At 70.1% G+C, this 24,746-nt stretch carries 27 protein-coding genes; 8 read left to right on the top strand and 19 right to left on the bottom strand.

The genetic code is table 11. The annotated features are described in order from the left end of the window. Positions 1-35 precede the first annotated feature (35 nt). Genes DW297_RS01855 through DW297_RS01830 form a run of 6 tightly spaced genes read right to left on the bottom strand, consistent with a single transcriptional unit; the run spans position 36 to position 4,597 of the window. On the bottom strand, positions 36-602 hold the full coding sequence (locus DW297_RS01855) for a hypothetical protein (RefSeq protein ID WP_136028823.1): 567 nt from the start codon (positions 600-602) through the stop codon (positions 36-38). Further along, positions 599-1,906 (bottom strand): DUF58 domain-containing protein, encoded by a 1,308-nt coding sequence (locus DW297_RS01850; protein WP_136028821.1) that lies wholly within the window; start codon positions 1,904-1,906, stop codon positions 599-601. The genes DW297_RS01855 and DW297_RS01850 overlap by 4 nt, the downstream gene beginning before the upstream one ends. After that, positions 1,903-2,874: an AAA family ATPase gene (locus tag DW297_RS01845; RefSeq protein ID WP_136028819.1), complete on the bottom strand. Its 972-nt coding sequence runs from the start codon at positions 2,872-2,874 to the stop codon at positions 1,903-1,905. The genes DW297_RS01850 and DW297_RS01845 overlap by 4 nt, the downstream gene beginning before the upstream one ends. Further along, positions 2,871-3,347, bottom strand: a complete 477-nt coding sequence (locus DW297_RS01840; RefSeq protein ID WP_206253334.1) for a hypothetical protein — start codon at positions 3,345-3,347, stop codon at positions 2,871-2,873. Before DW297_RS01840 ends, DW297_RS01845 begins: the two co-directional genes overlap by 4 nt. Then, positions 3,344-4,096, bottom strand: coding sequence for a DUF4129 domain-containing protein (locus tag DW297_RS01835; RefSeq protein ID WP_136028815.1), 753 nt, complete (start codon positions 4,094-4,096; stop codon positions 3,344-3,346). The genes DW297_RS01840 and DW297_RS01835 overlap by 4 nt, the downstream gene beginning before the upstream one ends. A 36-nt stretch (positions 4,097-4,132) precedes the next feature. Next, positions 4,133-4,597: a MarR family winged helix-turn-helix transcriptional regulator gene (locus DW297_RS01830; RefSeq protein ID WP_240744490.1), complete on the bottom strand. Its 465-nt coding sequence runs from the start codon at positions 4,595-4,597 to the stop codon at positions 4,133-4,135. A 44-nt stretch (positions 4,598-4,641) separates the two neighbouring features. Between DW297_RS01830 and DW297_RS01825 the strand changes: the two genes are divergently transcribed. Beyond that, positions 4,642-4,884, top strand: coding sequence for a hypothetical protein (locus tag DW297_RS01825; protein ID WP_205812731.1), 243 nt, complete (start codon positions 4,642-4,644; stop codon positions 4,882-4,884). Here DW297_RS01825 and DW297_RS01820 read toward each other — a convergent pair. The 11 genes from DW297_RS01820 to rpsA form a co-directional block, all read right to left on the bottom strand. Then, positions 4,881-5,234, bottom strand: coding sequence for a TfoX/Sxy family protein (locus DW297_RS01820; protein WP_206253332.1), 354 nt, complete (start codon positions 5,232-5,234; stop codon positions 4,881-4,883). The two genes, DW297_RS01825 and DW297_RS01820, sit on opposite strands and share 4 nt — an antisense overlap. A gap of 11 nt (positions 5,235-5,245) precedes the next feature. Beyond that, complete coding sequence (gene uvrB / locus DW297_RS01815) at positions 5,246-7,318, bottom strand: excinuclease ABC subunit UvrB (RefSeq protein WP_136028809.1); 2,073 nt, start codon at positions 7,316-7,318, stop codon at positions 5,246-5,248. A gap of 39 nt (positions 7,319-7,357) precedes the next feature. Next, entirely contained in the window at positions 7,358-7,897 is a 540-nt protein-coding gene (locus DW297_RS01810; protein WP_168442771.1) for a hypothetical protein, read from the bottom strand. Positions 7,898-8,024: 127 nt separating this feature from the next. Continuing rightward, positions 8,025-8,624, bottom strand: coding sequence for a dephospho-CoA kinase (gene coaE, locus DW297_RS01805; protein ID WP_136028805.1), 600 nt, complete (start codon positions 8,622-8,624; stop codon positions 8,025-8,027). 30 nt (positions 8,625-8,654) lie between these two features. After that, entirely contained in the window at positions 8,655-9,236 is a 582-nt protein-coding gene (locus DW297_RS01800) for a CoA-binding protein (protein ID WP_136028803.1), read from the bottom strand. Then, positions 9,233-10,537 (bottom strand): O-acetylhomoserine aminocarboxypropyltransferase/cysteine synthase family protein, encoded by a 1,305-nt coding sequence (locus DW297_RS01795; RefSeq protein ID WP_136028801.1) that lies wholly within the window; start codon positions 10,535-10,537, stop codon positions 9,233-9,235. The genes DW297_RS01800 and DW297_RS01795 overlap by 4 nt, the downstream gene beginning before the upstream one ends. Further along, positions 10,534-12,543, bottom strand: a complete 2,010-nt coding sequence (acs, locus tag DW297_RS01790; RefSeq protein ID WP_136028799.1) for an acetate--CoA ligase — start codon at positions 12,541-12,543, stop codon at positions 10,534-10,536. The genes DW297_RS01795 and acs overlap by 4 nt, the downstream gene beginning before the upstream one ends. Then, positions 12,534-13,391, bottom strand: coding sequence for an ABC transporter permease (locus DW297_RS01785; protein ID WP_136028798.1), 858 nt, complete (start codon positions 13,389-13,391; stop codon positions 12,534-12,536). Before DW297_RS01785 ends, acs begins: the two co-directional genes overlap by 10 nt. Continuing rightward, positions 13,388-14,434 (bottom strand): aliphatic sulfonate ABC transporter substrate-binding protein, encoded by a 1,047-nt coding sequence (locus DW297_RS01780; protein ID WP_136028797.1) that lies wholly within the window; start codon positions 14,432-14,434, stop codon positions 13,388-13,390. The genes DW297_RS01785 and DW297_RS01780 overlap by 4 nt, the downstream gene beginning before the upstream one ends. Further along, on the bottom strand, positions 14,431-15,273 hold the full coding sequence (locus DW297_RS01775; protein WP_136028796.1) for an ABC transporter ATP-binding protein: 843 nt from the start codon (positions 15,271-15,273) through the stop codon (positions 14,431-14,433). The genes DW297_RS01780 and DW297_RS01775 overlap by 4 nt, the downstream gene beginning before the upstream one ends. Before the next feature lie 144 nt (positions 15,274-15,417). Continuing rightward, entirely contained in the window at positions 15,418-16,872 is a 1,455-nt protein-coding gene (rpsA, locus tag DW297_RS01770; RefSeq protein ID WP_136028795.1) for a 30S ribosomal protein S1, read from the bottom strand. Between the two features lie 234 nt (positions 16,873-17,106). On the opposite strand from rpsA, the gene DW297_RS01765 reads away from it, so the two are divergent. The 3 genes from DW297_RS01765 (at position 17,107) to DW297_RS01755 (ending at position 19,452) form a co-directional block, all read left to right on the top strand. Then, entirely contained in the window at positions 17,107-17,655 is a 549-nt protein-coding gene (locus tag DW297_RS01765; RefSeq protein ID WP_136028794.1) for a hypothetical protein, read from the top strand. A gap of 137 nt (positions 17,656-17,792) precedes the next feature. Continuing rightward, entirely contained in the window at positions 17,793-18,470 is a 678-nt protein-coding gene (locus DW297_RS01760; protein ID WP_136028793.1) for a hypothetical protein, read from the top strand. Positions 18,471-18,501: 31 nt separating this feature from the next. Next, positions 18,502-19,452 (top strand): 5'-3' exonuclease, encoded by a 951-nt coding sequence (locus tag DW297_RS01755; RefSeq protein WP_136028792.1) that lies wholly within the window; start codon positions 18,502-18,504, stop codon positions 19,450-19,452. Positions 19,453-19,455: 3 nt separating this feature from the next. On the opposite strand, the gene DW297_RS01750 is transcribed toward DW297_RS01755, so the two are convergent. Then, positions 19,456-20,442 carry a PHP domain-containing protein gene (locus tag DW297_RS01750; RefSeq protein WP_205828204.1) on the bottom strand — a complete coding sequence of 329 codons (987 nt, stop codon included), beginning with the start codon at positions 20,440-20,442 and terminating at the stop codon, positions 19,456-19,458. 2 nt (positions 20,443-20,444) lie between these two features. After that, a complete protein-coding gene (gene trpD, locus DW297_RS01745) occupies positions 20,445-21,515 on the bottom strand; it encodes an anthranilate phosphoribosyltransferase (protein WP_136028790.1) in 1,071 nt (356 codons plus the stop codon). A gap of 192 nt (positions 21,516-21,707) precedes the next feature. Here trpD and ctaE point away from each other — a divergent pair, with 192 nt between their 5' ends. The 4 genes from ctaE to DW297_RS01725 all read left to right on the top strand — a co-directional run. Further along, positions 21,708-22,361: an aa3-type cytochrome oxidase subunit III gene (gene ctaE, locus DW297_RS01740; protein ID WP_136028789.1), complete on the top strand. Its 654-nt coding sequence runs from the start codon at positions 21,708-21,710 to the stop codon at positions 22,359-22,361. A 20-nt stretch (positions 22,362-22,381) separates the two neighbouring features. Then, positions 22,382-23,182: a cytochrome bc1 complex diheme cytochrome c subunit gene (gene qcrC, locus DW297_RS01735; RefSeq protein ID WP_136028788.1), complete on the top strand. Its 801-nt coding sequence runs from the start codon at positions 22,382-22,384 to the stop codon at positions 23,180-23,182. A 36-nt stretch (positions 23,183-23,218) separates the two neighbouring features. Further along, positions 23,219-24,295 carry a cytochrome bc1 complex Rieske iron-sulfur subunit gene (gene qcrA / locus DW297_RS01730; RefSeq protein ID WP_136028787.1) on the top strand — a complete coding sequence of 359 codons (1,077 nt, stop codon included), beginning with the start codon at positions 23,219-23,221 and terminating at the stop codon, positions 24,293-24,295. Then, on the top strand, positions 24,292-24,746 hold a 455-nt coding region (locus tag DW297_RS01725), incomplete at its 3' end, for a cytochrome b N-terminal domain-containing protein (RefSeq protein WP_205828203.1). The genes qcrA and DW297_RS01725, both read left to right, overlap by 4 nt.

Below are 24,746 nucleotides of genomic sequence, written 5' to 3'. Positions count from 1 at the left end.
AACAAGTCTACGAGGGGCCACGGACATCGGCTCCGCTAGAGGCGATCCCCTCCCGTCGACGGGGCAGCAACGGCCCGCGGGACGGGGCCGTTCCCCCGCCGCAGGACCAGCCATGCGACGACCACGACGACCAGGAGGAGTGACGCCGCCGCCGGGGCGAGCCAGGCCGCACCGCGCTCGACCTGCCCCGGCGACACCGCCCAGACGCCGAGCGCGATCGACTGGGCCACCAGCTGGATCACGACGAACCGCACCGCCGTCGGCCGGAGCGACCTCAGCGTGAGGCGAGCGGCCGCGGGCACCGTGAGGCTGAGCGCGGCGAGGATGTGGATCGCATGGACGAGCACGAGGGCGACCGCCGTCCGTTCCGGCGCCGGCTCGGACAGCAGCAGCCCGAACGGCAGGCAGGCCGCCCCCACCCATGTTGCGAGCGACCGCGGCAGCACGGCCCCCACGAGAGCCGCGACCACCGCCACACCCCGCCAGAACGGCGTGGGGTGAAGCACCAGCACGCCGAGCAGCACCAGAGCCACGGTCAGGACGCGCAGCGTCACCCCGGGCACCCAGGCGCCCACGTCGAACCCTCGCGTGCGAGCGGTCACCGCGCCACCCTCCGGCTCCGCTGCTGGCGCACCGCCGCCACCCGCAACGCCACATCGACGCCGTCGTCTGCCCAGGCCACCACCTCGACCCCCGCGCGCCGGAGCTCGGCGAGGATGTCGGCGCGTTCGGCCAGCAGCGTGCGCAGGGCGATGCGCTGCTCCCTGGTGAGCCGTGCGCCGTCGAGCTGCGGCAGCACATCGATCGCGACGACGGCGTGACCGGCGGCCCGCCACTGCGTCGCGAGTCGCGCAGCCACCCCGTCGGCGAAGGTCGAGAGCACGAACACGATCGAGCCCGTCGGTACGACAGGCGAGCGCCGGTAGGACGAGTCGGCACTCGGACCCGTGGCGGCGACGGCGGCGCGCAGCCGCGCGAGGTGCCGGGCTCCCCCGCCGATCGGCACGCTGCGTCCGCCCGGCGAGAGCGCGTGGAACGCGACCCGATCCCCGGCTCCGACCGCGGCGGTCGCCACGGAAAGAGCCGCCTCGCGCGCGAGGTCGAGCGAGGTGACACCCGTGCGGTCCGGGTCGTCGGTCCCCCACGCGGCCACCACCGATCCGAGGTCCTCCGCCGCGTCCATCGCGATCACCACCGAGGAGTCGCTCAGCGCGTTCACCCGCCGCACCAGCAGGTCGCCGGGGCGTCGGGCGGCACGAGCCGTCGCGCGCCAATCCACCCTCCGCACCTCATCCCCGGGGACGAACGGGTGGATGTCGTGGAAGTCGCCGCCCTGACCCGCGCGACGCCCCTCGTGCGAGCCGTTCAGCCCCGCGAGGCGCGGAGCCACCGGCAGCCGATCGATCCTCCTCGTCTTCGGTGCGGCGTTCCACCCGATCGCCGTGCGCGGTCCGCGGTCGGAGACCCAGGCGCCGTCGATCGCGGTGCCCCGGGCGATCAGTCCCATCAGCTCGACCGGCCCCGAGTGCGACAGCCGCGTCCGAGCGGACAGCACCGCCGCGCCCGGCCGCACCTCCGCGAGCGCGGTGCGACGCCCCCGCCCCTCGACCGCGAGCTGCACGTGCTCGGCGTCGACGTCGACGTCCGCGGTGACGCGCACCACGGCGTCCTCCCCCGCGTCGGGCGCAGCGTGCAGGGCGACCCGCAGCTCCCCGTCGCGCGGACGGCGCAGCAGCGCCCACACCGCCGCGAGGGCGAGCGGCAGACCCACCGCGATCACGTCGGGGCGCGACAGCACCAGTCCGAGGCCCGCGAGCACGGCCGCCCCGGCGAGGCCGAGCGCGATCACGGGCGTCCGATGCCACGCCACCCCCGCGGATGCCGTCGTCGCGGTCTCGTCGGTCATCGCGCGGCCGCGACGGTCGGCGGCACCGGGGTGCGTTCGACCGCCGCCGCCACGACTCCACCCGGATCCACCCCCTGCGCCCAGGCCTGCGGAGTGAGTGTCAGCCGATGCGCCAGCACAGGGACGGCGACGCGTTTGACGTCGTCGGGCCGCACGTACGACCGCCCCTCGAGTGCCGCGACGCCCCTGGCGAGCAGCACGAGCGCCTGGGATCCGCGAGGCGAGGCACCCACCGACACGTTCGCCGCCTCGCGGGTCGCCCTCGTCAGGTCCACGGCGTAGCGCACCACGTCTCGATCGACGTTGATGCGCTCGACCGCCGCCTGGAGCGCGAGAAGCCCCTCCGTGTCGACCACGGCGGGCACGCGCACGTCGGGCGTCTGCCGCCGCACCCTGTCGACGATGATGCGCGTCTCGTCGTCCGGGGCGGGGTAGCCCACGGTGAGGCGCACCATGAACCGGTCGAGCTGCGCCTCCGGCAGGGCGTAGGTCCCTTCGTACTCGATGGGGTTGGAGGTCGCGATCACGTGGAAGGGCTGCGGCAGTGGGAAACGGTTCCCCTCCACCGTGACCTGCCGCTCGGCCATCGCCTCGAGCATCGCGGACTGCGTCTTGGGCGTGGTGCGGTTCACCTCGTCGGCGAGGAGCAGACCCGTGAAGATCGGCCCGGGCCGGAAGACGAAGTCCCCCTCGGTCGGGGCGTACACGTACGAGCCCGTCACGTCGCCGGGCAGCATGTCCGGCGTGCACTGCAGCCGTCGGAACTCGAGTCCCAGCGCCTGGGCCAGGCTCCGCGCGGCCAGCGTCTTGCCGAGCCCCGGCACGTCCTCGAACAGCACGTGACCCCCGGCCAGGATCGCCGCGAGGGCGAGTGTGAGCGTCTCGTCCATACCGACGACGACGCTGCGCACCCCCTCCAGCACACGGCGACCCGTGGTCGCGATCTCGGTGGTCTCGTCCGTGGTCATGCTGCCTCCTCCGTGTCGGTGGGTATGCGTTCGAGCGCGTCCAACGCTCTCTCGATGTCGTCGCGCCGCACCTCGCGGCGGGACAGTCCCGCGCGGATGCCCTGGCCGAGCAGCGCGTCGATGGCCGCGTGGTCGGCGGGATCGTCGAGGTCGAGGCCGCGGTGTGCGAGCCGCCGGCGGAGCACGTTCTGCACGCGGCGCACGAGGATAGTCCCCGCAACGCCCGAACGCGTGTTGATCGCCCAGGCCAGCCGGGACACCTCGGAGCCCCTGGCCTCGCGCGGCGGACGCTCGGGCGGCCAGAGGACGGGATCGTCGACCAGGACCCCGCGCAGCGCGAGGGACACCGCCGCGGCGACCGTCGTCCACGACACCGCGAACGCCAGCGGGACACCTGCGGCGCGCAGCCCCAGCACGAGGGCGACCGCGAGCAGCACACAGCCCGCGGCGATCGCGACGGTCCGCGCCCTCATCGCCACCCCTCCCTGATGCCGCGCAGACTCGCGGCCGCGGCAGCGCGATCCGCCTCGTCGGCGACGCGGCCGCCGAAGCGCACCTGCTCGTAGAGACCGAGCAGCGTGATCACGTCGTCGCGGATGCCCGCCCGGCGCCCGACGATACGCACCGTGAACTCCGACGGCGTCTCCGTCGCCGAGCGGCCGGCCCCGGCATCCGCCGCCGACTCCTCCAGTCCGACCCAGGCGGAGACGATGGCGTCGGCGGCCCGCGGACGTTCCGCGATCGTTCGGAGCGCTGCGTCGACTCCCCGGCGGATGACCGCATCGTCGGGCGCCGCCTCGACCACAGGCCCGCCGGACGCGGCGTCCGGGACGACCGCGTCCGTGCGCCGCAGGGGACGATCGCGCCACAGATCACGGAGGCGGCGGACGGCCCACCGTGCCACGACCACGAGCACCAGCACCGCGACGGCGGCGAGCAGCGCTCCGAACACGACGCCGAGGATGTTCTGCAGCACCGAGTCCTCCGGCGGCTCCAGCTCCGGGAGGGGCGAGCTCGTCGTCTCGGGGACGACGACCGCGTCCGGCTGCTGTTCCGGTGGGGGCGGCGACGACGGCGCGAACTGCGGCTGCCCCTGAAGCGCCGCGGCGAGCATCAGCAGAGCGAAGAGACCGACCACCCCGCCGAGGAGCAGGATCCGGCGGAGTGTTCCGCGACCGCTCGCGCGCAGGGCTCCGCGAGTGGGGGCCTCGGTGCGCGACATGAGTCCACCCTAGGGTCGGGCGCGGCGCGGGCGTGGTCAGGCGGACGGCGCTGCCGTGGAGCCGCTGTCGAGCCGGCGCCCGGCGAAAGCGCCGAGTCCGTCGCGGAGCGCACCGACCTCCTGGATGCTCATGCCGACGGCGCGCATGACCTGCACGGGCACGTCGACAGCGCGAGCACGCAGCGCCACGCCCGCCTCCGTGAGCGTGATCTCGAGCCGACGCTCGTCCTCGGCGCTGCGCTGTCGTGCCACGAGGCCGTCCGTCTCCAGGCGCTTGACGAGGGGCGAGGCCGTCGCCGGCTCCAGCGCGAGGTCTGCGGCAAGGTCGTTGAGGGTGCGCGGCGCCCTTTCCCACAGCGCGAGCATGACCAGGTACTGCGGATGCGTCAGTCCCAGCGGCTCCAGGATCGGGCGGTAGATCGCCACGATGTTGCGAGCGGCCGTGACGATCGCGAAGCACAACTGGTTCTCGAGGCGGAGCAGGTCGTCGGAGGCGGTCACGGATCGACTATACATCTGCACGAATCATTAGTACACTAATGAACATGTCGAACGACTCCACTCGGCCCCCGCTTCGCACCCGCATCCGCGAGGCCGGGGGCCTCTACACCTGGGTCAACACCAACCTGGTCCGTCTCGCCGGTCCCGCGTCCGTCGGACCGTACGAGAAGACGCCGCCTCCCAGCGCTGCCGAGCGCGCCGAGCGGGCCTGCCCGCTGTGCGGGGCGCCGATGACACAGCACGAGATCGACCGATCGGGTCCGAAGACCCTGGTGCACTGCCCCTAGCCCTCGTCGGAAGCCGCCTCGACCGCGGCGCCCGTCGACTCGCGCGCGACATCGAGCCACAGCATCAGCGCGGCATCGTCCTCGATCGCCGACGGCGCGACGTCGAGCCACCCGGAACTCATGGTGCGCGAGCCCATCACCGCGCGGGAGACCCCCGCTTCCGTGAGCATCGCCGCCCCGTTCTCGTCGTCCACGCGGACGAGGAGCACACCGCCCGTGCGCGCGCCGACCAGGATGCGCCCGCCGTCCAGGAACGCCTTGGTTCCGAACATCCGGCGCTCCTCGATCGCGTCATCCGCGCTCAGCAGCGCCCGGATCCGATCGGCGAGGTCGTTCCCTGCGTCATCCATCGCCACTCCGCTCAGGCGTGCCCGGCCCGCTCCATCGAGCGGAGCTCCTTCTTGAGGTCTTGCACCTCATCGCGCAGGCGCCCGGCGAGCTCGAACTTCAGCTCGGCGGCCGCCGCGAGCATCTGATCGGTCAGATCCTGGATCGTCGCCTCGAGCTGCTGCGCCCCCTCGGCCGCGATGCCCGTGCGCCGGAGGTTCGGCGTCGGCGATTTGCCCTTGCCCGAGGCCCGGCCACGGCCCGACATCAGGTCGGCGGTGTCGGCGCCCTCGCGGGCGAGCACCTCGGTGATGTCGGCGATCCGCTTGCGCAGGGGCTGCGGGTCGATGCCGTTCTCCTTGTTGTACGCGATCTGCTTCTCGCGACGGCGGTCGGTCTCCTCGATGGCCTTCGCCATGGAGTCGGTCATGTTGTCGGCGTACATGTGCACCTCACCCGAGACGTTTCGCGCCGCGCGGCCGATCGTCTGGATGAGCGAGGTGCCGGAGCGGAGGAAGCCCTCCTTGTCGGCGTCGAGGATCGCCACCAGCGACACCTCGGGCAGGTCGAGGCCCTCACGCAGCAGGTTGATGCCCACGAGCACGTCGTACACGCCGGCGCGCAGCTCACTGAGCAGTTCCACTCGGCGGAGCGTGTCGACGTCGGAGTGCAGGTAGCGGACCCGCACGCCGTGTTCACCGAGGAAGTCGGTGAGCTCCTCGGCCATCTTCTTCGTCAGCGTCGTGACGAGTACGCGCTCATCGCGCTCGACCCGCAGCCGGATCTCTTCGAGCAGGTCGTCGATCTGCCCCTTCGACGGCTTCACGATGATCTCCGGGTCGACCAGACCCGTCGGGCGGATGATCTGCTCCACCACGCCGTCGGCGATGCCCATCTCGTACTTGCCCGGCGTCGCCGACAGGTACACGGTCTGCCCGATGCGGTTCTTGAACTCGTCCCACCGCAGCGGGCGGTTGTCCATCGCGCTGGGCAGCCGGAAGCCGTGGTCGACCAGCGTGCGCTTGCGGGAGGCATCGCCCTCGTACATCGCGCCGATCTGCGGCACCGTGACGTGCGACTCGTCGATCACCAGCAGGAAATCGTCGGGGAAGAAGTCGAGCAGCGTGTGCGGGGGCTCGCCCGGCATGCGGCCGTCCATGTGCCGCGAGTAGTTCTCGATCCCCGAGCAGAAGCCGAGCTGCTGCAGCATCTCCAGGTCGAACGTGGTGCGCATGCGGAGACGCTGCGCCTCGAGCAGCTTGCCCTGGCGCTCGAACTCCTTCAGCCGCTCCTCCAGCTCGTGCTCGATCGTGCCGATGGAGCGCTGGATCACGTCGGTTCCGGCGACGTAGTGCGACGCGGGGAAGATCGGCACGGCGTCGAGCTTCTCGATCACCTCGCCGGTGAGCGGGTGCAGCGAGTACAGCGCCTCGATCTCGTCGCCGAACAGCTCGATGCGGATCGCGTGCTCCTCGTAGACCGGGATGATCTCGATCGTGTCGCCGCGCACCCGGAAGTTGCCCCGCGAGAAGTCGACGTCGTTGCGGTTGTACTGCATCGCGATGAACTGCCGGATGAGCGCGTCGCGGTCGTACCGCTCCCCCACCTGCAGCGCCACCATGGCCCGCAGGTACTCCTCCGGCGCGCCGAGGCCGTAGATGCACGACACCGTCGACACCACGACCACGTCGCGCCGGCTCAGCAGCGAGTTGGTGGTGGAGTGTCGGAGCCGCTCGACCTCGGCGTTGATCGACGAGTCCTTCTCGATGAAGGTGTCCGTCTGCGGCACATACGCCTCTGGCTGGTAGTAGTCGTAGTACGAGACGAAGTACTCCACCGCGTTGTTCGGCATGAGCTCGCGGAACTCGTTGGCGAGCTGGGCGGCGAGGGTCTTGTTGTGCGCGAGCACCAGCGTGGGACGCTGCACCTGCTCGATCAGCCACGCCGTCGTCGCGGACTTGCCGGTACCCGTGGCGCCGAGGAGGACGATGTCGGTCTCGCCCGCGTTGATGCGCGAGGCGAGGTCGGCGATGGCCTGCGGCTGATCACCGGCCGGGGCGTACTCGCTGATGACCTCGAAGGGACGGACACTGCGCGTGGGCTGCATGCTTCCAGCGTAAGCCGCCCCTCCGACATCGGGGCCGGGTCAGGCGACCAGGACCGCCGTCTCCGCCGAGGGCTCGGTGGTCGCGGTCGCACTCCCGCCGTTGAGGAGCGTCATGGTCGCGGTCGAGCGCAGTTCGCCGGGCGCCGAGCCGATCACGTTGAAGCTCAGCGCGTCGCCGAAGCTCGACGGCGTCCTGATGAAGGTGAAGCTCGTGGCGGTGGAGCCGCCGACGGGCTGCGGCACCCAGGCCCCGAACGACGACGCGGGGTCGAGCGTGACGGGAGAGGAGAACGTGACGACCACGACGAGCGAGCCACCGGCGGGCGGACTCATCCAGGGGTTCGCCCGATAGCTGATCTGGGTGCTGAAGGTGGCGCGCAGGCCACCGCTCGCCGCGACCAGGCTGGTGAACGCGCCCTGCGCCTCCGCGTCCCAGTAGTAGTTCGCCGTGCTGTTCGGGACGACGGTCGCGCTGGCTGCCGCCAGCGGCGCAGCGACGGCCACCGCGATGACGGGGGCCGACCAGGCCGCTCCCTTGATCAGAGTCCGACGCGAGATGCCATGGCTCGACTGAGTCACTTCTTCCACTCCCCAGCGCGCGGAAAAAAGCTCTCCCCCAGCAGACCATCCCCTGGTGCGTCCCCACGCCCTTCCAGAATATCGGCGACGTTCTGCGCACCTGGAGAAATGCTGAACGTCCGGTCGGTCAGCCGGTGCGGAGGCGCTCCCACAGCGCGTCGGCCTGCGCGACCGTCTCGGCGAGAGCGCCGCCGGTCTCGATCACCACGTCGGCGATCGCCAGACGCTTCTCGTCGGACACCTGCGCGCCGATGCGCTCGCGGGCGGCAGCCTCGTCCATGCCCCGCAGCTCGACCAGCCGACGCAGACGCTCCTCCGCCGGGGCATGCGCGACCACGATCAGGTCCCACGGGTCGTCGACCCTCGCCTCCACCAGCAACGGCACGTCGTACACCACCACCGCGTGCGGATCGGCGGCGAGCGCGTCCGTGAAGCGGCGCTGCGACTCGTCGCGCACGGCGGGGTGCACGATCGCGTTCAGCTGCGCCAGCTGCTCCGGGTCGCCGAACACCCGCGCGCCCAGCGCCGGCCGATCCAGGGAGCCGTCCTCCGCGATGACCTCCGGGCCGAACACCTCGGCGATCCGCTCCAGCACCGGCGACCCGGGCGCCTGCACGTCGCGCACGATCGCGTCCGCATCCACGATGATCGCTCCGTGCTCCGCGAGACGACGGGCGATGGTCGACTTCCCGGAGGCGATGCCACCGGTGAGGGCGATGAGGGGCATGACGTCAGTCTAGGTTCCCCACCACGGGCCTCAGCGCGCGAGCAACTGCCGTCGCGAGCTGATCACGCCGGTGTCGAATCCCGCGAGATGCAGTCCGCCGTGGAAGCGTGCGTGCTCGATCTTGATGCACCGGTCCATCACCACCGCGAGCCCCGCGGCCTCGGCGATCGTGGCGGCCTCCTCGTTCCACGACCCGAGCTGGAGCCACAGGGTCGAGGCCCCCGCGTCGATCGCCTCCTGCGCCACGCCCGGCAGGTCGTCGTGGCGACGGAACACGTCCACGATGTCCGGCCGCACGGGAAGGTCCGCGAGGGAGGCGTAGACGGGCTGTCCGAGGATCTCGGTCTCCCGCGGGTTCACCAGGTACACGTCGTAGGCCGTGCTGGACAGCAGGTAGGTCGCGACGAAGAACGACGCCCGTGCCGGGTTGTTCGACGCTCCGACGATCGCGATGGTCCTCGCCCTGCGGAGCAGCGCGAATCGCTCCTGCTGCGTGGGCCCCGTCCACGTGCGACCAGGGGCGGGCGCGGCCGCGGGAAGGGCGCAGCTCTGCCCGTCCGCGGGCGCCGCCGGAAGAGCGCAGGCGTCGCCGGTCGAGGTCGTGGCGCTCATCGGGTGACTCCCGTCGCGATGGTGAGGGCCTGATCCAGGTCCCAGAGGATGTCGTCCGCGTCTTCCAGCCCGACCGAGATGCGGATCAGATCGGGACGCACCCCGGCGTCCACGAGCTGCTCCTCGGTGAGCTGGCGGTGCGTGGTCGAGGCCGGGTGGATCACCAGGGTCCTGGCGTCGCCGATGTTCGCCAGGTGCGACGCGAGCTGCAGGTTCTCGATCAGCTTCTCCCCCGCGGCACGCCCGTCGTCCGCGGCCACCCCGAACGCGAACACGGAGCCGGGACCGAGCGGGAGGTACTTCGCCGCACGCTCGTGATGCGGATGATCCTCCAGACCCGCCCACGTGACGTAGGCGACCCGCGGGTCGGATGCCAGCCAGTCCGCGACGACCCGGGCGTTGGCCAGATGCGCATCGATGCGCTGCGGCAGCGTCTCGATGCCCTGCAGCAGGGTGAACGCCGACTGCGGGCTCAGCGCCGGCCCGATGTCGCGCAGCTGCTCGGAGCGGAGCTTGGTGAGGAAGCCGTACTCGCCGAAGTTGTCCCACCACCGGATGCCGCCGTACGACGCGACGGGCTCCGTCATCTGCGGGAACTTCCCGTTGCCCCAGTCGAAGGTGCCCTTCTCGATCACGACACCGCCGAGGGTGGTCCCGTGGCCGCCGAGGAACTTGGTGACCGAGTGGATCACGATGTCCGCACCGTGCTCGAGCGGACGCGCCAGGTAGGGCGTGGCGAGCGTCGCGTCCACGACGAGCGGGACGCCCGCCGCATGGGCGACCGCGGCGAGACCCTCGATATCCGCGATCTCGCCGGAGGGGTTGCCGATCATCTCGACGTACACGACCTTCGTCTCCGGACGGATCGCCGCGGCGAAGTCGACAGGGTCGGTCGAGGCGACGAACGTGGTCTCGACGCCGAAGCGGCGCAGGGTCACGTCGAGCTGCGTCACCGTGCCGCCGTAGAGCTGTGCCGCGGCGACGACGTGGTCCCCGGCCCCGACGAGGGCCGCGAAGGTGAGGAACTCCGCGCTCATGCCCGAGGCGGTCGCGACGGCCCCGATGCCGCCCTCCAGCGAGGCCAGGCGCTCCTCGAGCGCGGCGACCGTGGGGTTGCCGATGCGCGAGTAGATGTTGCCGTACTTCTGCAGAGCGAACAGGTTTCCGGCGTCCGCCGCGTCGTCGAACACGAACGACGTTGTCTGGTAGATCGGCACCGCCCGTGCGCCCGTCGATGCGTCCGGCGTGCCGCCGGCGTGCAGGGCCCTGGTGCGGAACCCGAAGCGATGTTCTTCCGTCATGATGTCCTCAGTTCGGCGGCGGAGAGCACGTCGGCGATGTCGTCGACGGCCCACGGGTTCTGCAGCGAGGTGGTGTCCCCGAGGGGGCGGGGCACTCGACCGGCTCGACGGTCGTGCTCGGCCTCCCACAACTCTGCCAGCAGTCGGCGCATGATCTTGCCGGAGCGGGTCTTCGGCAGATCAGGCACGACGACGATGTGTCGGGGCTTCGCGACCGGGCCGATCGCCCGTGCGACCTGCTCGCGCAGCGTGGCCGGTTCGACCTCCGCCCGGCCGGACGGGGTCACGTACGCCACGACGGCCTGTCCGGTGACGGCGTCCGGCACTCCGGCCGAGCCCGCCTCGCCGACGGTGTCGTGGGCCACGAGGGCCGATTCGATCTCGATCGTGGAGAGCCGGTGACCCGACACGTTCACGACGTCGTCGAGCCGGCCGAGGATCCAGATGTACCCGTCCGCATCCCTCGTGGCTCCGTCACCCGCGACGTAGTAGCCGCCGTGCTCGCCCCGGCCGGCGTACGCCGACCAGTACGCGTCGCGATAGCGCTGCGGGTTGCCCCACACCGTCCGCGCCATGCCGGGCCACGGGCGCCGGACCACCAGTGTGCCGGACTGACCGGCGGCGACCTCGTCGCCGTGCTCGTCCACCACGGCCACGTCGATGCCGGGCAGCGGGACCGAGGCGGAACCCGGCTTGAGCGCCGTCACCCCCGGCAGCGGCGCGATCATCGCGGCCCCCGTCTCCGACTGCCACCACGTGTCGATCACAGGCAGCTCATCGCGGCCGAAGGCGCGGCGGAACCACACCCAGGCCTCCGGGTTGATGGCCTCGCCGACCGTGCCCAGCAGACGCAGCGAGGACAGGTCGTGACCCGCGGGGAGGTCCGCGCCAAACCAGGTCATGAACGTGCGGATGAGCGTCGGGGCCGTGTAGTACACCGTGACGCCGTACCGTTCGATGATCTCGAGGTGCCGCTCGCGATGCGGGGCGTCCGGCGTGCCCTCGTAGATCACCTGCGTCAGACCGTTCGACAGCGGTCCGTAGATCTCGTACGTGTGCGCGGTGACCCAGGCCAGGTCGGCCGTGCACCAGTGCACGTCGTCCGGCTTCGCGTCGAAATGCGCCCAGTGCGCCCAGCTCGCGTGCGTCAGGTAGCCGCCGGACGTGTGCACCAGCCCCTTGGGCTTCCCGGTCGTGCCGGAGGTGTAGATCACGAAGAGCGGATGCTCCGCGTCGAACGCCTCCGCGTCGTGGACCGGCGAGGCCGTGTCGACCACGTCGTGCCACCACACGTCTCTGCCCTCGGTCCACGGCACGTCCTGGCCCGTGCGGCGCAGCACGAGGACGTGCTCCAGGGTGTCAAGGCCCGCTGCCGCGCGGTCGGCGGTGGATTTGACCTCGGTCGCGGCACCGCGCCGGAACTGCCCGTCGCTGGTGACGAGGAGCTTCGCACCGGTGTCCTCGAGCCGGAAGCGCACGGCCTCCGCCGAGAACCCGCCGAACACGAGCGAGTGGACGGCGCCGATGCGCGCACACGCCAGGGTGACCACCACCGTCTCCACGAGCACCGGCAGGTAGATCACGACCCGGTCGCCCGCGCCGATGCCGAGCGCCGTGAGGGCGTTCGCGGCGCGGGACACCCGGCGCAGCAGCTCGGCGTACGTCACCGACTCCCGGTCGCCCGGCTCGCCCTCGAAGTGCAGCGCGACCCGGTCTCCGCGGCCCGCGGCGACGTGGCGGTCGAGGCAGTTCACGGCCACGTTGAGCCGTCCGCCGACGAACCACCGCGCGGCGGGAACGCGCCCGTCGATCGGGGGCTCCCACTCGTGCGCGGTGTGCCACGGTGCAGACCACTCCAGCCGCCGCGCCGCTTCCTCCCAGAACGCGGTGGGGTCGGCGGCCGCCCTGGCGTAGGCCTCGGCGGTCACGTTGGCGTCCGGGAACAGCGGTGACGGCGGGTAGACGCGCGTCTCGTGCAGCCGGGCCTCGGTCGCGGTCACGTCCATCGCCGCAGCAGGTACTTCTCGACCAGCGCGAGCACCCCGTTGGTGAGGGTGCCGAGCAGGGCCAGCAGCACGATCGATAGCAGGATCCGGTCCACGCGTCCGCTGTTCTGGGAGTCGGTCAGCAGGAAGCCGAGCCCCATCGACGACGCGATGAGCTCCGCGGCGACGAGGAACAGCCACGCCTGAGCCAGGGCGAGCCGCAGTCCGGACACGACGGAGGGGATCACGGCGGGCAGCTGCACCACTCGGAACAGCGACCATCCGCGCAGGCTGAACGAGCGGCCGGCCTCGACCAGCTGGGGGTCGACGTGTCGCAGGGCCGAGGCGACGGTGGTGTACACGGGGAAGAAGGCACCGATCGCGATCAGGGTGACCTTCGACTCCTCGCCGATCTGCATCCACAGGATGAGCAGCGGCACCCAGGCGAGCGAGGGCACGGCCCGCAGCGCGGCGAGCGTGGGACTCAGCAGCACGTCGCCGAGGCGCGAGAGACCGACGATCCCGGCGACCGCGAGACCGATCACCGAACCGATCGCGAAGCCGAGCAGCACGCGCTGCACGGAGATCGCGATGTGCGTCCACAGTTCTCCGCGCTGTGCGAGTTCGACACCGGCCGTCACGACCGAGGCGGGTGCGGGCAGCCGGTAGGGCGGCACGATCCCGGTCGCGGTCACGTACTGCCAGGCGCCGAGGATCAGCAGCGGGAGCACGAGCCCGGCGATGACCCGCACGGCCGGGCGGTTCCACCCGTGCCCCGCGCCGGTCGGACGCCGGTGCTCGCCCTTCGCGACGTCGAGCGCGTCCCGCGAGTCCGCCGGGACGATCACCCGCTGGTCGAGATCGGTCACTCGTCCCCGACCGCCTTCTTCGCGAACGCGTCGTTCACGATCGACGAGAGCGCCTTGTCGACCGACGCCTGGCCTCCCTGCACGTCGCCGGACTCGGCGAGCACGGGCGCGATCTTCTCGAGCACCGCGAGCTGGTCGTCTCCGGGGATGCCGCTCACGTCGAGGTTCGAGCGCTCCTGGATCACGGTGGTGGCGACCTCGACGTCGATGCCTGCGACCTCCGCGAGCAGCGCCGCCGTCTCCTCGGGGTTCTGCAGAGCCCACTCGCGCGCCTGCTCGTAGGCGTCGACGACGGCCTGGGCGAGGTCGGGGTGCTCGGTGAGGAAGTCCTCCGTGGCGTTGAGGAAGCCGTAGGTGTTGAAGTCGACGTTGCGGTAGACGAGCGTGTCCCCCGACTCGACCTCGGCGGCTGCCATGATCGGGTCGAGCCCGGCCCACGCGTCCACCGAGCCGCCGTCGAGCGCGGCGCGACCGTCGGCGTGCTGCAGGTTCTGCACCTCGACGTCGGACAGGGAGAGGCCCGCCTCGTCCAGCGCCTGCAGCAGGAAGAAGTAGGGGTCGGTGCCCTTGGTGGCCGCGACCGAGGCGCCCTTCAGGTCTTCGACCGAGGTGATGTCGCTGTCGGGTCCGACGACGATCGCCGACCACTCCGGCTGCGAGAAGATGTCGATCACCTGGATGGGCGAGCCGTTGGCGCGGGCGAGCAGCGCCGCGGATCCCGCGGTCGAGCCGACATCGACCGAACCGGAGCGGAGCAGCTCGTTCGCCTTGTTGGAGCCGGCGGACTGCACCCACTCGACCGTCACGTCGTCGCCCAGGATGTCCTCCAGGATCCCCTGGTCGCGCACGACGAGGCTGAGCGGGTTGTAGGTGGCGAAGTCGATGGAGAGGGTGTCGGACGACCACTCGGCGTCGGCCGCCGGTGCGGTGTCCGTGTCGGTGTCGGCGGTCGCGTTCTCGCCCGCGACGCAGCCGGTCGCGACGAGCATCATCGTCCCGGCGATCGCGATCGCGGGGATGATTCGGCGGGTGATGGTGCTCATCGGGTCTCCTCGGTGCTGCGGTGGTGGGTGTCGACGCCGAGTCCCTCGAGGAGGTCGGCGCGCAGGTCGGCGAGGCCGCGGTCGGCGCGGTCGCGGGGTCGGGCTCCCGGCACCTCGATCGTGCGGGCGACGGAGGCGTGGTCGTGGTCGCCGAGGGTGCGCAGCAGCAGCACGCGGTCGGCGAGGTAGAGGGCCTCTTCCACGTCGTGCGTCACGAGGAGCACGGTGGTGGGCTCGGCTGCGTGGATCTTCAGCAGCAGGTCGTGCATACGCAGGCGCGTGAGGGCGTCGAGCGCGCCGAAGGGCTCGTCGAGCAGCAGCACGGAGGGGTTGCGGGCGAGGGCTCGCGCGAGGGATGCCCGCTGCGCCATGCCCCCGGAAACCTCACGCGGGCGCTGATCGGCGGCATGGTCGAGCCCCACCAGGTGCAGCAGCTCCTGCACGCGCGCGCATCCCGCTCGACGCCCGGTGCCTCGCGGCAGGCCGAGCTCGACGTTCTGTGCGATCGTCCGCCAGGGCAGCAGCCGCGGCTCCTGGAAGGCGACCGCGGTGCGCTCGTCCACGTCGGCGACCGCGGTGCCCCCGATGCGGATGCTGCCGCGGCTCGGCGCATCGAGTCCGCCCACGAGACGCAGGAGAGTCGACTTGCCGCACCCGGAGGGGCCGACGACGGCGACGATCTCCCCCGCGCGGATGTCCAGGTCGATGCCGCGCAGCACCCGGCGGGTGCCTCGTGCGATCGGGAAGGACCGTTCGACGGCGTCGAGTCGCACGTCCTGCGCCGTCGCTGCGGTCGTCGTGACGTCGGCGGTGCGCGACGCGGGCAGCAGGGCGGTCATAGGCCCATGCTGGCGGAGCGGCTCTTGTGTGACGAATGCGGTCGTAATGTTCCGTCACGCAGCGGATCGCCACCGAATCCGGTACGCGAAAAGGGCCGCCACGCCCGCCGTGAGGCGGGGTGACGGCCCTTCTCGGAATGTTACTTAGGAGTTGCCGCCCGAGAGCTTCTCGCGCAGAGCGGCGAGAGCCTCGTCATCGGCGAGCGTGCCGGCACCGGCCGACTCGCTCGAGAAGGACTGGCCACCGAAGTCGTCGCCGGCCGCAGCCTCGGCCTCGGCCGCCTTGGCGACCTGAGCCTTGTGCGCCTCCCAGCGAGCCTGGGCCGCAGCGTACTCCTGCTCCCATGCCTCGCGCTGGGCGTCGAAGCCTTCCTTCCACGCACCGGTCTCGGCGTCGAAGCCCTCCGGGTACTTGTACTCGCCGTTCTCGTCGTACTCGGCGAGCATGCCGTACAGGGCCGGGTCGAACTCGGTGCCGTTGGGGTCGACCGACTCGTTGGCCTGCTTCAGCGACAGCGAGATGCGGCGACGCTCGAGGTCGATGTCGATGACCTTGACGAAGACCTCTTCGCCGACCGACACGACCTGCTCGGCCAGCTCGACGTGCTTGCTGGAGAGCTCGGAGATGTGGACGAGGCCCTCGATGCCGTCTGCGACGCGCACGAACGCACCGAACGGGACGAGCTTGGTGACCTTACCCGGCGTGACCTGACCGATCGCGTGGGTGCGGGCGAAGACCTGCCACGGGTCCTCCTGCGTCGCCTTCAGCGACAGGGAGACGCGCTCGCGGTCGAGGTCGACCTCGAGGATCTCGACGGTGACCTCCTGGCCCACCTCGACGACCTCGGAGGCGTGCTCGATGTGCTTCCAGGACAGCTCGGAGACGTGCACGAGACCGTCCACGCCGCCCAGGTCGACGAACGCACCGAAGTTGACGATCGACGAGACGACACCCTTGCGGACCTGACCCTTGTGCAGGTTGTTCAGGAACGTGGTGCGCGACTCCGACTGCGTCTGCTCGAGCAGCGCGCGGCGGCTGAGGACGACGTTGTTGCGGTTCTTGTCGAGCTCGAGGATCTTCGCCTCGATCTCCTGGCCGAGGTACGGCGTGAGGTCGCGCACGCGGCGCAGCTCGATGAGCGACGCCGGGAGGAAGCCACGGAGGCCGATGTCGACGATGAGTCCACCCTTGACGACCTCGATGACCGTACCGGTGACGACGCCGTCGTTCTCCTTGATCTTCTCGACGTCTCCCCAGGCGCGCTCGTACTGGGCGCGCTTCTTGGAGAGGATCAGGCGGCCTTCCTTGTCCTCCTTCTGGAGAACGAGGGCCTCGACCTGGTCGCCGACGGCGACGACCTCGTTGGGGTCGACGTCGTGCTTGATCGAGAGCTCGCGCGAGGGAATGACGCCCTCGGTCTTGTAGCCGACATCGAGGAGGACCTCATCGCGGTCGATCTTGACGATCGTGCCCTCGATGATGTCGCCGTCGTTGAAGAACTTCAGGGTCTTCTCGACCGCGGCCAGGAAGTCCTCAGCAGATCCGATGTCGTTGATGGCGACCTGCTTGGTGGCCGGGGCGGTCGTTGCGGTAGTCATGTAGTGGGTTGTCCTTGTTGAATGGGTACTCGGGCTGGAAGCGCGGCCGCGCACGGCCGACAGCATGCTTCACAGCGGTTGGATTGTGATTGTTCGGCACCTGGGCATGCGCATGCACGCCACGAGTGACGATTCAGGCTATCAGAAGAAGCGATCCGCCCGCGAGCGGAGAGTTCGCCGCTCCCCTGTGGACAACCGCGACGCCCGACCCCGCATTCCCCGTACCGTGACCGAGTGATCCCGTCATCCACCATCCGCACCGCCTCGCCGTGTCTTGTCCTCCTTGCCGCCACCTCATTGCTGCTCGCTGCGTGCACATCTGCCCCGCAAGCCGCCCCCTCACCTACTCCCCTCTTTTCTTCCAAGGACGACGCATTCGCCGCCGCTGAAGCGACGTATCGCGCCTACAACGACGCCGGAAACGACCGTCGAAACGGCGACCTCTCGGCGAAGCCTCAGCGGTTCCTTCGAGGAGAGGCGCTGGAAGCGGAGCTGGCAGCAGAGGACTATCTGCGATCGAAGGGTCTCCAGTTGGTCGGAGATGTCAGCGTGACCGACTTCATCGGGCTGGACGCGGATGTGAAACCGGCCAGAACGCTTCTCACTGCACTGGTGTGTCTGGATGTGTCGCGCGCAAGGCTGGTCAGCGTGGAAGGAACGGATGTTACGTCCACCGAGCGTCCACCCGTTCTCGCTCAAACCGTCCAGATGAGTGCAGATGTGGGCGACCTGCTCATCGATCACGAAGAGGAAGCCGCCGCAGATCAATGTTCAGAACAGTGAGCGTCGCCGTCGTCAGCCTCCTGGCGACGTTCTCAGTTGTGTACAGCGCGCCGGACGTAGCGTTGGCCAACGCGACCCCCTGCGCAAAGACTCTCGCCATCGCGGGCCAGTGCGCGGTGCAACAGAACGATTCGAACTTGTCCATCACGGCGACGGAAACTCACTCATCCCCCGTCGACACCACCCCCGACGCACGCCACACGGGCACGCCCCGCCGCTACCCCCGCCCGGACCAGCACCGTCAGTCCGACGTGTGCGCGGGAATAGCCGACGAACGATGCCGCGCCACGGCGCCTCAGACTCCTCCCGCACCCCGGCCTGCTGCCCCGGGTCCCGCGCTCACGATCACCGATGTCGCCCAGTTCGCGCCGGACCCGGCCGCCACCAGCGCCGAGCCGTCCAACATCGGCGTCGCCGGACTCCCCACGAACTTCCTCACCCCCACCGCCCCTCCGGCCCGCACCGGCACTCTCCTGGGTACGCCCATCACCGTGCGCTTCACGCCGGTCCGCTACGACTTCGTTTACGGCGACGGCACGACCGCATCCACCACGACGCCGGGACTCCCGTGGGCCGCGCTCCGTCAATCCCAGCTCACCCCCACCCCCACCAGCCACGTGTACCGCGCCCGCGGCACCTACACCGCCACCACCGCCGTCCACTACACCGCCGAGCTCGACACCGGCAGCGGCTGGGTGCCCCTCCCCGGCGAGCTCACCATCCCCGGGCCCGGCCAGGCCATCCGCATCTATGAGGCCACCACAGCGCTCGTCCGTCACACGTGCACCGAGCAACCCACCGCCCCCGGCTGCTGACCCGTGCGCACGCACGCTCTACCCTGAAGCCATGCCCCGCGCCGAACGCCTCATGCTGCTCGACACCGCCAGTCTGTATTTCCGCGCCTTCTACGGCGTGCCCGACAAGGTGACCGCCCCGGACGGCTCCCCCATCAACGCCGCGCGCGGACTGCTCGACATCGTCGCGAAGCTCATCACCCTGTATCAGCCGACGCACGTGGTCGCCTGCTGGGACGACGACTGGCGGCCGCAGTGGCGCGTCGACCTGATCCCGAGCTACAAGACGCACCGCGTGGTGGAGGTCGTGGCCGGTGCGCCGGACGTCGAGGAGGTGCCCGATCCCCTCGAGGCGCAGATCCCGCTCATCCGCGAGACCCTCGCCGCCATCGGGATCCCGATCGTCGGTGTGGCCGAGCACGAGGCCGACGACGTGATCGGCACCCTGGCGACGCACGCATCCATGCCGGTCGACATCGTGACGGGCGATCGCGACCTCTTCCAGCTCGTCGACGACGCCGCCGACGTCCGGGTCATCTATACGGCGCGCGGCATGAGCAACCTCGAGGTGGTCACCGACGCCACCGTCGTCGCCAAGTACGGGGTGCTCCCGTCGCAGTATGCCGACTTCGCCACGATGCGAGGGGATGCGTCCGACGGCCTCCCCGGCGTCGCCGGGGTGGGCGAGAAGACGGCGGCCACGCTGCTGGGGGTGCACGGCGACCTGGTGGGGATCCGGGAGGCGGCGGAGGCGGGTGAGGGCATGAGCGCAGGGGTGCGCGCCAAGATCCTCGCAGCGACGGCCTACCTCGACGTCGCACCGACCGTCGTGGCCGTGGCGACGGATCTCCCGATCGCCACACCGGACGTCCCCCTCCGTGCCCTGTCGGAGAGCGAGGTCACGACGGCGACGGCACTGGCGGAGAGGTGGAACCTCGGCGGCTCGATGACGCGGGCGGTCACCGCGGTGACGGAGGCCGGACGCGCAGCGACCGAGGAGTGAGCGTCACTCCGCCCAGGCGAGCAGGCGGGACAGACCCCAGGTGGTGACGATGCGCGACGCGGGCACTCCCGCACGCTCGGCGCGTTCGGCACCGTAGTCCAGCAGCGAGAGCTGTCCCGGCGCGTGGGCGTCGGAGTCGATCGAGAAGAGACACCCGGCTTCCAAAGCGATCGCGATCAACTCCTCGGGTGGATCCTGTCGCTCCGGTCGCGAGTTGATCTCCACGGCCACGCCGTTCTCGGCACAGGCGGCGAAAACCGCCGCAGCGTCAAAGGCCGACGGCGGGCGCGTCCCCCGGTCGCCCTGCACGAGCCGGCCTGTGCAGTGACCGAGCACATTGACGCGTGGATGCGAGACGGCGGCGATCATGCGCGCGGTCATGGGCCTGGCGTCCATGCGCAGCTTCGAGTGCACGGAGGCGACCACGATGTCGAGTCCCCGGAGGAGATCGTCGTCCTGGTCGAGAGACCCGTCTTCGAGGATGTCCACCTCAATGCCCGCGAGCAGCGTGAAACCGTCGCCAGACTGCGCCCGCACGAGCGGCATCTGCTCCCGCAGCCGTTCGGCGGAGAGGCCACGCGCCACCCGCAGACGCGGCGAGTGATCGGTGATCGCCTGATACTCGTGCCCCTGGGCTCGAGCGGCGGCGGCCATCACCTCGATGGATGTGGTGCCGTCCGACCAGTCGGTGTGGGCATGCAGGTCGCCGCGCAGTCGGCCCCGCAGCTCCGAGACCCGCTCGGGTTCGACCTCGCCGCGCAGCTCTACGAGGTACTCGGGGATGCGGCCCTCCTGGGCCTGGCGGATCACGGCGAACGTCGACTCCCCGATCCCCCGTGCGGCGCGAAGCCGGGTGGGGTCGTTCCGCACGTCCTCGGGGAGATCCTCGAACGTGGCGGCTGCCTGCCGGAACGCCTTCGCCCGATACCGCGATGCCCGCTCGCGCTCGAGCAGCGAGGCGATCTCGAGGAGGGCGTCGACGGGCTCCATGGTCACTCCTCGACGGCGGCCAGTTCGCGGCTCGCACCGATCCACGCGTCGAGCTTCGCGAGGGCCCGCCCGTCGTCCACCGCCGCGGACGCGCGAGCGTATCCCTCACGCAGACGCTCCAGGATCGGCCGCTGCACCTGCGTGGCGTCCTGCGAGAGCTCGAACGCGACGATCCCGGCCGCGGCGTTGAGCAGCACGATGTCACGCACGGGCCCGGTCTCACCCGCGAGCGTGCGTCGCAGCACGTCCGCGTTGTGCTCGGGCGAGCCGCCGATCAGGTCGGCGAGGTCGGCGAGCGGGATGCCGAGGTCGCGCGGATCCAGGTCGTGCTCGTGGATGTCGCCTCGGGTCACCTCCCAGATGCGACTGTGACCGGTCGTGGTGAGCTCGTCCAGCCCGTCGTCTCCGCGGAACACGAGGGCGGTGGCGCCGCGGGTGCGGAAGACGCCGGTGATGAGCGGGACCCGCTCCATCTGCGCCACCCCCACCGCGTTCGCTTCGGCTCGTGCGGGGTTGCAGAGCGGGCCGAGCATGTTGAACACGGTCGGAACGCCGAGCTGCGCGCGCACGGCTCCCGCGTGCTTGAAACCGGGATGGAACGCCCCGGCCCACGCGAAGGTGATCCCGGTCCGGTCGAGGATCGAGGCTACGGCAGCGGGGTCCAGCGAGAGTTCCAGGCCGAGCGCGCCGAGCACGTCGGAGGAGCCGGATGCCGAGCTCGCAGCGCGATTGCCGTGCTTGACGACAGGGACTCCGGTGGCGCCGATGATGATGGCCGCGGTCGTGGACACGTTGACGGTCCCGACGCGGTCGCCGCCCGTTCCGACGATGTCGAGCACGTCCGGCGAGACCGGGAGAGGAACGGCCGCCTCGAGGATCGCGTCCCGGAATCCGACGATCTCGTCGATGGTCTCGCCCTTGGCCCTGAGCGCGACGAGGAACCCGGCGAGCTGCGCCTCGGTGACCGAGCCCGACATGATCTGGCGCATCGCCCACGTCGATTCCCAGACGCTGAGGTCCCGACGCTCCAGAAGGGTGGTGAGCACATCGGACCAGGTCAGGGATTCAGCCATGTGTGCGATCCTATCGGCGCGGAGAAAACGTGCAGATCGATCCGCGCTTCCGCGCAGAGGTACCGCGACCGCCGTTTCCCGCGGATTCACCGATGATTCGCAGTGATCTCTTAGGGTCCCCTAAGTCCCTGACGAGGGATTCGACGGCCGTGGGTGCAAGAATCACGTCCGCGGATCGGCCATAATGGAGGGGTGACGACCTCAGCGACGTATGCCCCGGCGGCGAGAACGATCAAGCGGCCCAACCCGGTAGCTGTCGGCACCATTGTGTGGCTCGGCAGCGAGGTGATGTTCTTCGCGGGACTCTTCGCGATCTACTTCACGCTCCGCAGCACTTCACCCGAGCTCTGGGCCGACCGTACCGAGCTTCTGAACGTGCCGTTCGCGGCCGTCAACACGGCGATCCTCGTGCTCTCGTCGTTCACGTGCCAGATGGGCGTGTTCGCAGCCGAGGACCTCCAGCCCTACCGCATCGCGAAGGGCCAGAAGAACGGCGCCGGTCGCCGTCGTCTGTTCGGCTGGGGCATGGTCGAGTGGTTCTTCCTCACCTTCGCCCTCGGCGCGATCTTCGTCTCCGGCCAGGTCTGGGAGTACGCGCAGCTGGTCGCGGAGGGCATGCCCATCCAGGCCGACTCGTACGCCTCGGCCTTCTACCTGACGACCGGGTTCCACGCCCTGCACGTCACCGGCGGTCTCGTCGCGTTCCTCCTCGTCATCGGCCGCGCGTACGCCGTCAAGAACTTCCGGCACAAGGAGGCGACGTCCTCGATCGTGGTGTCTTACTACTGGCACTTCGTCGACGTCGTCTGGATCGTGCTGTTCTTCGTTATCTACTTCCTGAAATAAGAGCGGAGCTGATCCCCGAGATGGCACGAGAGAAGAAGCGCCGTTCGAGCGGTCGTCGCAGCCCACTGGCGGCGGCCGCGCTCATCGGAGCTGGACTGATGATCACGGGCGCCGTGTACGCAGGAGCGTCCGCCGCCTTCGCGGCCAACGACGCCCCTAGCGCGGCGACGCAGTTGACGGTGGAAGACGGCGAGAAGCTGTTCCAGGCGAACTGCGCCACCTGTCACGGCCTCGACCTGCAGGGCACCCCCAACGGACCGAGCCTCTACGGCGTCGGCGAGCTGGCTGTGGAGTTCCAGGTGTCGACCGGCCGCATGCCGCTGCAGATGCAGGGCCCGCAGGCACCGCAGAAGGAGCCGCAGTTCACCGAGGAGCAGATCCTCGCGATGTCGGCCTACGTGCAGTCCGAGGCCCCCGGTCCGACGTTCCCGTCCGACCGCATCCTGGACGGCGAGGGAGACGTCGCGCACGGTGCCGAGCTCTTCCGCGTCAACTGCGCGATGTGCCACAACGTCGCGGCCGCCGGTGGTGCTCTGACCGAGGGCAAGTACGCCCCCGCGATCACCGAGACCAGCGCGCTGCACATCTATGCCGCCATGGTCACCGGCCCGCAGAACATGCCGGTCTTCGGCGACATGAACCTGTCCGACGAGGACAAGCGCGACATCATCTCGGCCCTGCTCTTCCAGCAGCAGTCGGTGCAGATCGGTGGCTTCTCGCTGGGGTCGCTCGGCCCGGTTTCCGAGGGCCTGTTCGTGTGGATCTTCGGTATCGGCGCTCTGGTCGCCATCACCGTGTGGATCACGGCGAAGTCCAACTGACGCATATTCATCGAAGAGGAACGTACGAGGAGCACCATGGCACACGACGACGACTCGCAGGCTCTTGACAGGGCCTACCAGCCCTCTCCGGGGCTGGGTGTCGCAGTCAGCGATCCCGTGCAGAACCCCGGGCTGCCGCCGCACCGCGAGCGGATGACCGATAAGGACCCGCGCGCTGAGAAGGCTGCGGTCCGTACCGTCTACACGCTGTTCTACCTGTCGCTCGCCGGCAGCATCTGGGCGGTCGCCGCCTACATGCTGTTCCCGATCGAGAGCGGCGCGCTCATCGACATCCGGCAGAACAACCTCTTCATCGGTCTGGGCATCGCTCTCGCGCTGCTCGCCCTCGGCATCGGCGCGATCCACTGGTCGAAGGCGCTCATGTCCGACAAGGAGCACGTCGAGCTGCGCCACCCCACGCGGGGCAAGGACTCGACGCGCGAGGCCGCCATCAAAGCGTTCGCCGACGCCAACGAGGAGTCCGGATTCGGCCGCCGCACCATGATCCGTAACTCGCTGTTCGCGGCGATCGTGGCGTCGATCATCCCCGGAGTCACGCTGTTCCGCGGTCTCGCACCGCATTCCACGCCGGACGACCCGACCAAGGGCGACCCGGTGGCGCTGCTGAAGCACACGATGTGGGACAAGGGGATGCGCCTGGTGCGCGACCCCGACGGTACGCCGATCCGCGCCGCCGACGTCACGCTCGGCTCTGCCTTCCACGTCATCCCCGAGGACCTCGCCGAACTCGGCCACGACGAGGGCTACCTCGAGGAGAAGGCCAAGGCCATCGTGCTGATGATGCGCCTGCGGCCCGAGCAGCTGATCGAGGCCGAGGACCGCAAGGACTGGTCGTACGACGGCATCGTGGCCTACTCCAAGGTCTGCACCCACGTCGGCTGCCCGGTGGCTCTGTACGAGCAGCAGACGCACCACCTGCTGTGCCCGTGCCACCAGTCGCAGTTCGACGTCACCGACCACGCGAAGGTCATCTTCGGACCGGCCGCCCGTCCGCTTCCGCAGCTGCCCATCACCGTGGATGACGAGGGCTACCTCATCGCACGCAGCGACTTCACCGAACCCGTCGGCCCGAGCTTCTGGGAGCGCCATTGAGCACCGCAACGCTGTCCAAGGACGAGAAGGACACCAAGGCGCCTCTCGGCGGCCGCTTCGTCGGCGCCGCATCGAACTACATCGATGAGCGCACCAGCCTCTCCGGCTTCGTCAAGGAGCTCGGTCGCAAGATCTTCCCCGACCACTGGTCGTTCATGCTCGGTGAGATCGCCCTGTGGAGCTTCGTCGTCGTGTTCCTCTCCGGAACCTTCCTGACGTTCTTCTTCCAGGCCTCGATGGTCGAGACGCACTACACGGGCGCATACGCTCCCATGCGCGGAATCGCGATGTCCTCGGCTCTCGAGTCGACGCTGCACATCTCGTTCGACCTGCGCGGTGGGCTCCTGGTCCGCCAGATCCACCACTGGGCTGCGCTGGTCTTCATCGCGGGTATCGGCGTGCACATGCTGCGGGTGTTCTTCACCGGCGCGTTCCGCAAGCCGCGCGAGCT

The organism is Microbacterium sp. PF5 (assembly GCF_004794315.1).
GTDB classification, from domain to species: domain Bacteria; phylum Actinomycetota; class Actinomycetes; order Actinomycetales; family Microbacteriaceae; genus Microbacterium; species Microbacterium sufflavum.
This window is presented reverse-complemented; position numbering and strand designations above follow the sequence as displayed.